This is a genomic window from Xanthomonas sp. NCPPB 1067, assembly GCF_020783795.1.
In the GTDB taxonomy this organism is placed as follows: Bacteria; Pseudomonadota; Gammaproteobacteria; order Xanthomonadales; family Xanthomonadaceae; genus Xanthomonas; species Xanthomonas melonis.
Genome location: NZ_JAJGQG010000004.1, coordinates 237,561 through 249,797 on the forward strand (window position 1 = coordinate 237,561; position 12,237 = coordinate 249,797).

General features: G+C 64.1%; 12 protein-coding genes. 8 read left to right on the forward strand and 4 right to left on the reverse strand.

All coding sequences use genetic code 11. The features are described 5' to 3' along the window. Positions 1-80: 80 nt before the first annotated feature. Together LL962_RS05415 and LL962_RS05420 are read right to left on the reverse strand one after the other, a co-directional pair. Complete coding sequence (locus tag LL962_RS05415) at positions 81-503, reverse strand: energy transducer TonB (protein WP_228316198.1); 423 nt, start codon at positions 501-503, stop codon at positions 81-83. Then, the gene (locus tag LL962_RS05420; protein WP_104587078.1) at positions 500-856 is read right to left on the reverse strand and encodes a 4a-hydroxytetrahydrobiopterin dehydratase; all 357 of its coding nucleotides are present in this window, start codon (positions 854-856) and stop codon (positions 500-502) included. The genes LL962_RS05415 and LL962_RS05420 overlap by 4 nt, the downstream gene beginning before the upstream one ends. Positions 857-944: 88 nt before the next feature. On the opposite strand from LL962_RS05420, the gene LL962_RS05425 reads away from it, so the two are divergent. The 4 genes from LL962_RS05425 (at position 945) to LL962_RS05440 (ending at position 4,873) form a co-directional block, all read left to right on the forward strand. After that, positions 945-1,544 carry an NfuA family Fe-S biogenesis protein gene (locus LL962_RS05425; RefSeq protein WP_228316199.1) on the forward strand — a complete coding sequence of 200 codons (600 nt, stop codon included), beginning with the start codon at positions 945-947 and terminating at the stop codon, positions 1,542-1,544. A gap of 13 nt (positions 1,545-1,557) precedes the next feature. Next, positions 1,558-3,378 (forward strand): transmembrane repetitive protein, encoded by a 1,821-nt coding sequence (locus LL962_RS05430; RefSeq protein ID WP_228316200.1) that lies wholly within the window; start codon positions 1,558-1,560, stop codon positions 3,376-3,378. Positions 3,379-3,490: 112 nt separating this feature from the next. Continuing rightward, positions 3,491-4,141, forward strand: coding sequence for a TraX family protein (locus tag LL962_RS05435; protein WP_228316225.1), 651 nt, complete (start codon positions 3,491-3,493; stop codon positions 4,139-4,141). Positions 4,142-4,255: 114 nt separating this feature from the next. After that, positions 4,256-4,873 (forward strand): SMI1/KNR4 family protein, encoded by a 618-nt coding sequence (locus LL962_RS05440; RefSeq protein ID WP_228316201.1) that lies wholly within the window; start codon positions 4,256-4,258, stop codon positions 4,871-4,873. Positions 4,874-5,115: 242 nt separating this feature from the next. Here the strand turns inward: LL962_RS05440 and LL962_RS05445 are convergent, their stop codons facing one another. Continuing rightward, complete coding sequence (locus LL962_RS05445; protein ID WP_228316202.1) at positions 5,116-6,048, reverse strand: DNA-binding protein; 933 nt, start codon at positions 6,046-6,048, stop codon at positions 5,116-5,118. 105 nt (positions 6,049-6,153) lie between these two features. Between LL962_RS05445 and LL962_RS05450 the strand changes: the two genes are divergently transcribed. From LL962_RS05450 to LL962_RS05465, 4 genes are read left to right on the forward strand one after another with little or no spacing between them, the layout of a single operon-like run. Next, positions 6,154-7,233, forward strand: coding sequence for a site-specific integrase (locus tag LL962_RS05450; RefSeq protein WP_228316203.1), 1,080 nt, complete (start codon positions 6,154-6,156; stop codon positions 7,231-7,233). 14 nt (positions 7,234-7,247) lie between these two features. Then, complete coding sequence (locus LL962_RS05455; protein WP_228316204.1) at positions 7,248-8,975, forward strand: hypothetical protein; 1,728 nt, start codon at positions 7,248-7,250, stop codon at positions 8,973-8,975. Then, positions 8,972-10,672: a hypothetical protein gene (locus LL962_RS05460; RefSeq protein WP_228316205.1), complete on the forward strand. Its 1,701-nt coding sequence runs from the start codon at positions 8,972-8,974 to the stop codon at positions 10,670-10,672. Before LL962_RS05455 ends, LL962_RS05460 begins: the two co-directional genes overlap by 4 nt. A gap of 7 nt (positions 10,673-10,679) precedes the next feature. After that, a complete protein-coding gene (locus LL962_RS05465) occupies positions 10,680-11,789 on the forward strand; it encodes a hypothetical protein (protein ID WP_228316206.1) in 1,110 nt (369 codons plus the stop codon). 33 nt (positions 11,790-11,822) lie between these two features. On the opposite strand, the gene LL962_RS05470 is transcribed toward LL962_RS05465, so the two are convergent. After that, positions 11,823-12,053, reverse strand: a complete 231-nt coding sequence (locus tag LL962_RS05470) for a hypothetical protein (protein ID WP_228316207.1) — start codon at positions 12,051-12,053, stop codon at positions 11,823-11,825. Between the last annotated feature and the right edge of the window lie 184 nt (positions 12,054-12,237).

Genomic DNA, 12,237 nt, shown 5'->3' on the forward strand with positions numbered 1-12,237 from the left:
TGGCACGGGAACAGATGCACGCCAGGCAATGACGTGCATCTGTGCATGTCAGTCGGACATGCCGATGCGAGCGACTGCGCTCAACCGCCGCGACGCGCCCGCTCTTCGATGGCGAAACACTCGTCCGGACGTGGCACCGGCGGTTTGAACGCCACCGGAACCTGGATGGTCTGCGGCACCGCCTGGCCATTGCGGGTGGCCGGCTTGAACTGCCATTCGCGCACGCGCTTCTGGGCGGCTTCGTCCAACACCGGCTGGCCGCTGCTCTGGGTCACCGATACGTCGGTGGGTTTGCCCTCGGTCCCGATCACCACGCGCAGCACGCTGGTACCGCCGACGCCGGCGCAGGCCAGCTCGGGGGCGTATTCCGGTGGCGGGGTCTTCAGCGCGGCCAGTTCGGTGGGGGGCACCGTGGGCGCTGCCGGCTGTTGCGGGGACTTGCCGCAGCCGGTCAGGCCGGCCGCCAGGGCCAGGCCGGCGAGGGCGGCGCGAGACATACTCATGCAGTGACTCCCTGATCGTAGAGTTGCGCGGCCTTGGCGGCGCAGATGAAATCGTTCTCGCTCAGTCCGCCCACGTCGTGGGTGGAATAGCGCACCACGACCCGGTCGTAATGCACGCCCAGATCCGGATGGTGGTCTTCGCGGTGGGCGATCCAGGCCAGCGCATTCACGAAGGCCAGGGTGCGGTAATAATCAGCGAAGCGGAACGTGCGCGTGAGCGCCATGCCGGCCTCGGCCAGCTCCCAGCCGGGCACCTGCGGCAGCAGTTCGGCCAGGCGCGCTTCGCCCAGTTTATGGTCGATGCCCTTGCGGGGGAGGCAGTGGGCCTGCTCCAGGGGGATCAGATCGGTCATGGCGGTCTCGCAGGGGTGGGCGGACGGCGCCCCGCCAGGATCACGGTGTTCCATGAGCGAGGGCGCATTGAGCGCTAGAATAACCCGCATGATCCAGATATCCGACAAAGCCCAGACCTATTTCCGCAAGCTCATCGAACGCGAGGGCGTGCCCGACATGGGCGTTCGCCTGAGCGCGGTGGACCCGGGGACCCCGCGCGCCGATGCCAGGCTGGAGTTCGCAGAGCCCGCCGATCTCATTGGCGACGAATGGGCGATCGACTGCGACGGCTTCACCTTGTATGTTGTGGCCGCAAGCGTGCCGTGGGTGGACGGCGCCGAGATCGACTACGTCACCCAGTCCACCGGCAACCAGCAGCTGACCATCAAGGCGCCCAAGATCAAGGGCGAAGCACCGGCCGAATCGGCATCGATGGTGGAGCGCGTACGTTGGGTGGTCGAGAACGAGGTCAACCCGCAACTCGCCTCGCATGGTGGCCGTGTGGCCGTGCAGGAAGTCTCCGCCGATGGCGTGGTGCTGCTGCGCTTCGGTGGCGGTTGCCACGGCTGCGGCATGGCCGATGTCACGCTCAAGCAGGGCATCGAGAAGACCTTGATGGGGCGCGTACCGGGGGTGACTGCGGTACGCGATGCGACCGATCACGCGACCGGCGACGCTCCTTACATTCCGCGCGACAGCGCGGCCTGATCCCGCACCACCGGTGACGACGGCTGCCGATCTGCTGCAGGCGCTGCGCGCGCGCATGCCGGGCAGGCTCATTCTGGATCCGCGTACCGGCTTGCCCTACGGCTGGGCGGCCTGGATGCGCAGCCGCGACAGCGCTGCCGCGCCGTTCAACGACGACCACGTGATGGACGTGCTGTTGGCGCGTGGATCGGCCACGTCGGGCGTTGGCGGCATGCTGGCGTTCACGCCTTTCCAGGCGTTCCGCAGTCTGTGGTGGCAACACTGGGAACCACGACCGGCTGACCAGCGCAGACAGCACTGGCTCGCGATGGTCGGCAGCCTGTTGATCCACCTGGGCTTCATCGCCTTGCTGATCTGGGTGGTGGCTGTGCGCTGGGCGCCCAAGGATGCAGAGCAGGGCGAACAGGCGCGGGTGCGCATGACCTTCATCGGCAATGGTGCAGCCGAGCAGGGGGGAGGGCAGGGAAATCCCTCTGCAACTGCACAGTCGGCTGCCGGCGATGCAACCGCGGCGCCTGCAGCCCCCGTGGGCGAAGTCAGCGGAAATCCGGCGCAAACCGCAGTGCCGCCATCGGTATTGCCGGAAGCAGCCAAGTCCGTCGAGGCCGCTGACACGATGCAGCCGCAGGAGACTGCAGCTGAGCCGGCGGTCGTTGCTGCCCGCGAACCTCAGTCGCCACAGGTGCCGCAGGTGGTGGTGCAGGTGCCGCCGGTGACGATCGAATCACCGCTGCAGATCACCGAGACCCCGATCGCCACCACCGATTTCGTGGTGCCACCGCCGCCGAGCATCAGCGTAGCGCCGCGTCCGGTGGCGCCGACCGCACCGCAGGTCCAGGTACGGGAACGCGACATCCAGACCGTGACCGAGCGGCCGGCGCTGCGCGAACTGCAGCGCCTCGCGCCTGCGGTCGCGGTGCGATCCGCCAACGCGCCGGCCGTGCGCGAACGCGAGATCGTGGTGCCGGACCGGCCGCAGCTCGCCGCACCGGTCATCCGGCAGCGCCAGATCGTCCCGAGCGTGCGGATGCCCGAGCTTGCCGTGCGCGCCGCCGAACTTCCCAACGTGCCGGAATCGACACCGACGCCGACCACGCCACCGGCATCGCCAACACCCACGGCGCCACCCAGGCCGGAACCGTCGCCGACGGCTGCGAACGCGCCGGCCGTGCAGCCGTCGCAAGCCGCCACGGCAACGCAACAGCCGCAGACCACACCGTCCACACCCGCCCCAACCGGCAACGCGGCTGCATCGGCATCGCCCTCTGCTGTTGCCGGCAGCAAGGCCGGTCCGCAACCGGCCGGCCGCAGCGGTGGCTGGGATGTCGCGGCCAATGCCGACGACTGGAGCAAGGCCGACCGTAACCGGCGCGGCGATCCTGGCGGCGCCGACAGCCAACGCGCGGGCGTGTTCAACAGCGATGGCAGCGTGCGGGTCGCCGGCACCGGCGACACTGGCAGCGGCGCGGGTGATCGCGGGCCGCCGGGCAGCGAAACCGACACCTGGACGCGTGATCAGATCGCCCAGGGAGGCACCTGGCTCAAGCGCCCGCCGTATGGCTACACGCCGACCTCGCTGGACAAGTACTGGATGCCGAATCAGTCACTGTTGCAGGAGTGGGTACGCCGCGGCCTGAAGAAGATCGAGATCCCGATCCCCGGCACGACCACCAAGATCAGCTGCGTGGTGTCGCTGCTGCAATTCGGCGGAGGCTGCGGCCTCAGCGACCCCAATCTCAACGAGCAGCCGGCCACCGCCAGGCCTCCGCCGGACGTGCCGTTCAAACGCGAGCTGCAGGAGAACAATGGCGCGGTGCGCAGTGCAGGCGAATGATCGCGCGGCACGGTGATGACCCGCGGCCATGCCGTGGTGGAGTGGGGCGCGCGGCGCACCCGCCGGCATGCGGATGCCGGCGCGCATTGTCCAGGCAGAGCGGGGTGCGTTAGTGACCAGCGGCGGCCGTGAATTCCTGAAGTGGCTGGCCGCCGTCTTCATGACCGGCGACCACGTGCTGAAGGTTCTGGCGATCGGCTACGTCCCAGTAGTCGCAGAACTGGGGCGGGTGGCGTTCCCGTTGTTCGCACTGGTGCTGGCGTACAACCTGGCCCAGCCCAACGCGGATGTGGAGAAGTCGATCAAGCGGCTGTTCGTATGGGGCGTCATCGCCGCACCCGTCGCTGCAATCGCGTTCCAGCGCGTGTTTCCGCTCAACGTACTGCTGGCGTTTGCGCTGGCAGCGGTATGCATTCTCGCCATCGAGCGGCGCCGCTGGATCTTTCTTGCGGGATGCGCGTTGCTGGCGCCGGCGGCCGTGGAGTACCAGTGGAGCGGTCTGGCCATCGTACTCGGCGCGTGGGTGTTCTGGCGCAATCCATGGCAATGGCGGCTGTCTCGCCCCGTATCGGCGCTGCTGCTGCTCGTACTGCCGGTGGCCTCGCTGTACTTCGTCAACGACAACAGTTGGGCCTTGCTGGCGCTGCCGTTACTGGCATGCGCAGCCTTGCGCATGCCGATCCCACGTTCGCGCAGGGCGTTCTATCTGTACTACGTCGGACATCTGCTGGTGCTGGTCCTGCTCGCTTACACGGTATTTTGAGCGGGAAACAAGACGACGGGCTGAGACGCCTCGAACCTGACACGACTGGCCGAAGGAAGCCGCTGCCGACGGCGCGCTACACTCGTCAACCGGAAAGAACGAAGGAGTGACACAGTGCTGGAAGGAGTTCGCGCACGGCTGCATCACATTGCGCCCGATATCGCCAACGCGCTACTGCCACCGGCCAGCGACGCGCAACTCGCCGCCCTTGAATCGGCACTTGGCCAATCGTTACCCCCCGATCTGACTGAGCTGTATCGCGAAAGCGCCGGACTCGACCCGGATACAACGGCCAACTTCGCGTGCGCATTGTCCTTCATGAGCGTGGACGAAGTGCTCGACACCGTGGAAAGCGACCAGGCCGACGAACCCGTAGCAGCACGATTTGCAGATGCGGGAATCCAGCCGGTGATGACGCTCGGAAAGCAGCGCGTGGTCATCGGTACCGACTTCGCCCGATGCCATTTGTGTGTCGACCTGATCCCAACTGCCGACGGCACCCGCGGGCAAATTGTTTTCCTCGACAGCGAGCATGCTGTCGCATTGTTGTTGGCACCGTCGATGCGCGTGTTTGTCCGTCGGTTCGAGGACGACCTGGCGGCTGGCAAATACACGCTGTCAGCCGATGCACTGGATGACGGCGTGCAGTGGTTGCAGGCAGCACGCGAGATCGACGTCGTGAACTGGTACAGCTCGCCGACTTGGGCCTATGTGGAACGGGTGATGGGTTGACCGGGGTAAGGCATGACCCCGTGCCGATTCTGACATAATATACATTATGCGAAATCGTGTTTGGCAGGGGCTGCGATCGCGGGCGCGCCGGCTATGTGTCAGTTTTTTAAATTGGTGTCCTTTTTCCTCGGATCGTGCCCCTCATTGATTTCTAAGGACTTTTTCTCTCCCGCAGGACACGATCCTAAGTAAGGCCTGGGTGCTCTCAGCGTAGTCAACACGACACCATGCCTTGCTTGGCATCAGGGAGCCGCTTTGCCGCGACTTCGCTTAGACCGCACAGGTTCTGGATGCTTGGGCTGACTCCGTCCAACATGTTGCTGCCAGGCTGCTTCGAGTGCTGCCGGCAATTTGACCAGTTGTGCCTCAAGCGCATCTGCGCGTGCCTGCTGGATCGTGAGGTCTTGGCGGAGCTCGGAAACATTGCCTTGTGCGCGCTCTAGCGCTTCCTCAAATCCGCGCTTAGCAAGCGCCGCCTCTCGCTGGCTGGCAGCTAGCAGCTGCTTGGCCTGCTTTGATTCCTGACGCGCATGATCGATCTCCGCATGTGCCCGGTCTTCAGTGGCACGCATGTGCTGGGTCAATGTGTCGCGCTCGGCACGCGCCGCATCCTGCAATTCCTGGAGTTGAATACGCAGCATTTCATTGGCGCTTTCTGCACTGACGGCACGCAAAGCTGAAGCATCGCGCTGCTGGCCAAGTTCGCCCAGCTGACGCTGCAACTGCTCGACAAGACGCTCCAGCTCAGAGGTCCGTGCCGCAGCGAGCTGTTCCGCTTGCTGAGCAGCGTGGGTCAATCTTTCTAGCCGGGCCAGCTCGGCCTGCATGGCGTGCCGGTCTCGCCCCAACGTTTCTCGGGCGTCTAAGAGGGATGCACGATCAGACGCCATTGCTTCATCGGCCTGCACTCGGGCGTGGTCCAGCGCCAATGTCCACCACTGCCCTGCCAGGGCCGCGACGGCTTCAGGCACGTTGGCCGTTGTGATCCGGACCTGACGGTCCGTTGCCAAGCGAGGCCCCAAACCTTGCCACCACGTCTCCAGCCAGCGCACAACTGTGTTCGGTGACCCTGTACCCAGATAGGCGCGGATACGCTCAACCGTAGGTCGTTCGCCATCTGCAACAAGTGCATCGGCAGCGCCGTGCACGTCGGATTCGGTGATGCCTCTGGCCATCAAAAATGTCTCCCGTATGGGCGCCCTGCCCCGCAGTTGACGTACTCGCGATAAGTGATGATTATCGCTAGTACACACTCTATTTCATAACATGCATTACATAGTATGAAGCGAAATAGCACATTGCCCATCCTGCCGGCGACGGCCACGCACCTGGTGTTGCCCGAGCAGTTGGCCCAGCAGGCCGCCGACGCGGTGCGTGAACTGCTCGCCGAAGCGGCCGCGGCCAACACTACCCGTAGCTATGCCACGGCCCTGCGCTACTGGGCCGGCTGGCACCAGGCTCGCTATGGCGTCGAGCTGGCCTTGCCGGCGAGCGAGGCTGTGGTGATCCAGTTCCTGGTCGACCACATCCAGCGCAAGAACAAGACTGGCCTGGTCAGCGAGCTGCCGCCGGCGATCGATCAGGCCCTAGTCGCTGCCGGCCTCAAAGCCAAGGTTGGGCCGCTGAAGCTGTCGACCGTGGTCCAGCGCGTGGCTGTGCTGTCCTCCGCGCACAGGCTCAAGCGCCTGGCCAACCCCTGCGAGCTGCCCAGTGTCCGTACGCTCCTGAGCCGGGCTCGACGTGCTGCCGTTAAGCGCGGTGAGCGCCCGGCCAAGAAAACTGCGATCACCCGGGCCGAGCTTGAGGCTATGCTGGCCACCTGCGATGACAGCCTGGAAGGCGTGCGCGACCGTGCCCTGCTCTGCTTCGGCTTCGCCAGCGGCGGGCGCCGGCGCAGCGAGATCGCGGCCGCGGATATGCGCGACCTGCGCATGGTCAGCGAAGACGGCTATATCTATCGGCTGGAGTATTCGAAGACCCAGCAAGCGGGCGTAACGGCGGACTCGACCCCGGACAAGCCGATTCTGGGCCGTAGTGCTGAGGCCTTGGCTGCCTGGCTCGAAACCGCGCAGATCCGTGAAGGGGCGATCTTTCGGCGGATCTGGAAAGATCGAGTCGGCCCTCCCCTCCTCCCCGGCTCAGTTGCCTTGATCGTGAAGCGTCGTGCCCGTTTGGCAGGGCTGGAGGGGGACTTCGGGGCGCACAGCCTGCGGTCGGGATTTGTCACCGAGGCCGGTAAGCAAGGTGTGCCGCTACCTGCGGTAATGGCCATGACCGAACACCGTTCCGTGGCGAGCGTGATTGGGTACTTCCAAGCAGGCGCCGTCGAGGAGAATCCTGCCGCGCGATTGCTCAAGTAGGATATTTTGGGCACGTGTCATTGACAGGGGACGCCGTGGCCGTTTCACCGATTCCGTCAGCAGAGCAGATCATCCAGCTCTACAAAGCCGGCAGCCTCGTAGCCGAGCTCGCGCAATACCATCTCCCCGCCAAGGATGGGAGCGACACGTTCCTGCACCGCTGCATCGCTCTGCACAACAACGGCGACATCAATCTCGTCGCCATCCCGGGCCAGCCGGCGTTCGACGCCATCGACACGCACTCGTTCTTCACGGCGCAGCAATTCTATTGCGATGCCATTCCCCGGCTCCGCACAAATGCCACCGCGTTGATGGCCTGCTGCCGCACCCTGATCGAACGCGCGGGGAACGACGGTGTCGCTCACATGCCGAACGGTGCCTTTCGGCAATGGTGCAAACGCAATCTGGAGGACGCTGCCGGCGTCATCCGGAACGCCAAGGCGGGGGACGACCTGTCCATGCAGTTCGTCACTTTTGCCCTGCAGGGTGCAAACGACATCGAAACGGCCACCGAGTTCGTCAGGGAGTACGACGACAACCGCCGGCTTTACGGCCTGTCGGCCCTGGGCCAGATGTCTTTTGCGGATGGCGACAGCGCCAGGCAGGCGGTCGCCGCCGTAGAGCCGTTCGTGGCCAGCGGCAACGTCGATGCGGTCCGAGCGAACGCGCTGTCCGCGGCGTTTGGCATCCTGCAACCGCTTCAGGACAACGCACTGGCGCGGCGACTGGTCCAATCCGCCGTGCAGGGTCCGGGGCCACAGGTCTTGTATGGACTCGCGCGGCTCCTGTTCCAACCGGATTCATCGCTGGATATCGAGACGGTCGGGATGGCGCTGAACGCCTTGCGAGCCGTCGATGCGGAGCAACTGGGCACTGTTCGCTTGGTGGACAGCGGGTTGCAGCGCATGGTCGGCACGCCCAACGAGTCGCAGGCGCTGGACTTCCTGACAGAAACGCTGCGCGAGGGAACGCTGACCATCGAGCAGTTCCATTCGACCGCGCACAAGCTGAACACCGACAACCCGCAGCGGGTGTATGAGCTGGTCGCGAGATGGCTGCTGTCGGGCAGCATCGCATTGGCCAGCAGCACCAGCCAGTTCGTGAGGGCCGGCAAGGAGCGCGTCTTCAATACCAGCGCACAGTCGCTGGGCCTGAGCTCGGACCAGCAACTGTTTCTGTGCCGCAAGGCGATCGGTTTCCTGTTCTTCCATCCCGTGACCTGCTGCTCGATCCTGGTCTCGGTGATCCGTGCCGCGGACGAGGACGTCAGGGCGCAAGTCGGACAGATCCTGTTCGACCCCATCCTGCTGAGCTACGGCGGCGGCGCCCGGGACTATCTGGCGAGCCTGCCTTCGACAGACGCAGCCTACGGAACCGTCCAGAATGTGCTGGCCAGATTCGGCGACTTCTACTCGGCCATCGACGCCATCGGTTCCATCAAGGAACTGCATCCTTCCGAACGGCAGCTGGACACCGCGCATCAGCGCTCGCACGACCAGATGCGGGAGTCACACAAGGAGGTGGAGAAAAAGTCCATCTTCCGCAAGCTCGTGCACCACTCGACCATCTTGCACGGAAAGCGCACGCTCACCTACCTCGCTGACCCCGGCGGCCAGAAGCGCGCATTCGCCATGGATCTTCAGAAGCACAGCGCCTATATCGAACTTCCGCACCTGGAGAAGCTCGATCCCGTCGGGCTGGACTACCTGCGTCGCGTGTGCATGGTCGAGAAGCCCGCATGAAGCTGATCTTCCGGAGCTACCTGGCGTCCCTGCGCGAACGCGAAGAGCTCGATGCGATCCTGCCGGACCTGCTCAGCGAACTGGGCTACACCGTCTATTCCCGACCGCAGCGCGGCACGGCGCAGGCCGGCGTCGACATTGCAGCCGTCGGCGTGGACGAGGATGGCGAGCGCAAGCTGTTCCTGTTTACAGTGAAGCGCGGAGACCTCACCCGGGAGTCTTGGAACGACGGCACCCCGCAATCGCTTCGTGCGTCGCTCGACACTATCCTGGACAACTACGTCCAGCACCGCGTGCCCAAGCGCTACCAGGACCTGAAGATCGTTGTCTGCATGGTTTTCGGCGGCGACATGCAGGAGCAGGTACGCAGCGACGTCGAGGGCTACGCCCGGCGATACAGCACCGATAAGGTCTCGTTCGCCGAATGGAACGGGGACAAGCTCGCCGGCCTGCTGATGCAAGGCGTGCTGCGCGAAGAGATCATGCCCAAGGCGCTGCGCCGCCATTTCCAGAAAGCGGTCGCGATGGTGGACGATCCCGAGATCGCGTTCGCGCATTTTTCGCGGCTCGTCCACGAGCTATGCCTGTCCGCCATGAACGACAAGGAGCGTGTTCGGACCGCCCGCCAGATCTACATCGCACAGTGGGTACTGTTTGTGTGGGCGCGCGACGTCGACAACGTCGAGGCGCCGTACCGCACCAGCGAGTTTGCCCTGCTCCGCCTGTGGGACCTGCTGCGCCCGTATGTCGGCAAGACCCGCAATGCGACCGGCAAGGCGATCACCGCCATCCTGGGCGACGCCATCCAGCTCCATCTCGCGATCACCGAGGAATTCCTGTATCACAAGATCCTGCCGCACGCCGGCGTGCCCCACGGCATTTCGATGGCGATCCGCGGCGGCACCTCCGCTGATGTCAACCTCAAGCTGTTCGACCTCCTCGGCCGGATTGCGATGGCCGGCTTGTGGATCCATTGGATCAGCCAACGGGACCCGGATGTCGAGCGCAGGGCCAGGCTGCAGGCCCAGACCAGGGCATTGGCGGACGCCGGCTTCCAACTGGTCAACAACAATCCGGCGCTGTTCCTGCCCCTTCAAGATGAGCAGTCCATCGAAGTCGCACTGTTCCTGCTCCTGGTCAGTGCCGCCGACGGCAACCTGCACGATGCCCATGCGTGGCTGCGAGGAATGACCCAGAGGCTGGCACTGACGCTGCGCACCCACGGCCGGTATCCGTGCGTGTTCTCCGAATACCGCGACCTCATCGCGCATCCGCGCTATCGGACTGACGAATACCGCAAGGACGCGACGGCAGGTTCGACATTGATTCCGCTCATGGCCGCCTATCTTTCCTATTTCAACGACGGGGAATGTCTGGCACAGCTGATCGACCTCAAGGACAAAGAGCTGCAGCACTGCACGCTCCAGCTTTGGATCCCAGACGAATCGAGCGAAGCCGGCCTTTACGCCGGCAGCGACGATCACGGGATCGCTCTGTGTGACCTTCCCCTGACGGCCAACGGCCAGGAGCAGATCGACACCCTCGACGCCGCATTCAAGCAGGAGCGCGCCTTTGACAAGCTTTCGGCGATCGCGACCGGCTATTGGCCGATTATGCTCGCCGCCTGCCACCACTACCGGCTGCCCGTCCCGCCCCAGTTCTGGCGGCGTATCGTCGCCCCGCTTGCCGCGGAGTGAGCGAGGCATGATGTCCACACTGCAATGGCATCTCGCTTCGCCAGACGTGACGCTCGAGACCCACGTACGAAGCTGCCATGCCGCCTTGGCCGAGGAGCTGCGGCCCCGCCGTATCATCTACTTGGACACCAAGTACTGGATCATCCTGCGAGACGTCGTTGCCGGCGTGCGCAGGACCGATCCGGAAATCGAACTGCTCGGCGTCCTGCGCGGACTCGTCGCAGTAGGCAAGGCCTTCTGCCCGCTCAGCGAAAGCACCTTTGCCGAAATGCTCAAGCAAAGCGACGACCTAACCCGCATCGCGACGGCAAAAATAATCGATGAATTGAGCCTGGGCGTCACCTTGATCCCGTTCGAGCAGCGCGTCGCCATGGAGTTGCGTGCCTTCATCTATGGTCAATGCCGAGATCTCGGGGCCCCAGAGCCGCAGCGCCTGCCATGGACCAGACTCAGCTACGTCCTGGGAGTGATGCACCCGTTTGAGACCATCTTCGACCCCAGCACCGAGCTTGCGATCCAGAAGGCATTCTTCGACCACATGTGGTCGTTGTCACTGTCGCAAATGGTCGACACGCTCGGCGGCAAACAGATGCCCCCAGACCGGCACCCCCGCCTGGCGGAGCAGCTCAACGTGGGTAATGCGAAGCATGCCGGCGAGCTTTGCAGTTTTCAGCAAACCTACGCCATTGAGGCGCACGGCGCGGCCGAGGTCTATGCATCAATGGCCGTGGAGATCACTCGCGACGTGCAGAAACTCGTCACAGGGAGATCGCCGTCCGCGGCAGGCAATACCGCGGAAGCGGAGGCGGTTCGCATCTGGACTAAGATGCTGTCGACGGCGCTGGGCCATGAAAAGCACAAGTCGGTTCTCCCCAGCCTGCACATCAATACCTGCCTGCACGCGAGCGTTCGCTGGAACAAGACCCAACAGCTCAGGCCGAACGATTTTGAGGACTTCCGGCATGCGTGCTCGGCCTTGGCGTACTGCGATCTTTTCCTGACCGAACGCCGGCTGATGTCAATGGTGACCGCGAATCACTTGGCGCTTGACCGCCAATACGACTGCAAGGTCGCCGCCGCGATTCCGGCCGCGCTTGCTCTACTTCGCGCCGAGTAAAAAGCGAAGCTTGCAACGCGTCATCCTTTGGGATTACATGGTAGTTCCGATCGCAGCCTTCTTCTCCCAATGCTGGTAGATGTCGGATGCCCAATTGGTTCCAAGTATGCTCGGCTTGGAACGCAGGGCAAAGGCCTTGGCGGCATATTTCATCGCTATATCGGCAGTGTCGGCATGCCAGCCTTGCTTGATGCACCAAGCCCGAATGTTCGCGGGGTCTTCCGTTTGTCGATGCGCACGCAGGATGCGAAAAGCGTCCTTCACCGCCCCGGTATCTGAAGAATGGATTGCTCGGTGGCTTAGGGATGGTCTGATCAACGCGGCCGGAGAACGAAGCAAGCCACATCCACCGCGCTAAGAGCGCTCAAATTCCCGATTTTTTGCCGTTTTCGGCGCGTTTGCGGGGTATTGCCTGAATTACAGGCACACCTTCCCCGCAGCAGGCATT

Coding starts and splice junctions, on each gene's coding strand:
- LL962_RS05415 (WP_228316198.1), bottom strand. CDS start 503: ATGAGTATGTCTCGCGCCGCCCTCGCCGGCCTGGCCCTGGCGGCCGGC.
- LL962_RS05420 (WP_104587078.1), bottom strand. CDS start 856: ATGACCGATCTGATCCCCCTGGAGCAGGCCCACTGCCTCCCCCGCAAG.
- LL962_RS05425 (WP_228316199.1), top strand. CDS start 945: ATGATCCAGATATCCGACAAAGCCCAGACCTATTTCCGCAAGCTCATC.
- LL962_RS05445 (WP_228316202.1), bottom strand. CDS start 6,048: ATGGCCAGAGGCATCACCGAATCCGACGTGCACGGCGCTGCCGATGCA.
- LL962_RS05450 (WP_228316203.1), top strand. CDS start 6,154: ATGAAGCGAAATAGCACATTGCCCATCCTGCCGGCGACGGCCACGCAC.
- LL962_RS05460 (WP_228316205.1), top strand. CDS start 8,972: ATGAAGCTGATCTTCCGGAGCTACCTGGCGTCCCTGCGCGAACGCGAA.
- LL962_RS05465 (WP_228316206.1), top strand. CDS start 10,680: ATGATGTCCACACTGCAATGGCATCTCGCTTCGCCAGACGTGACGCTC.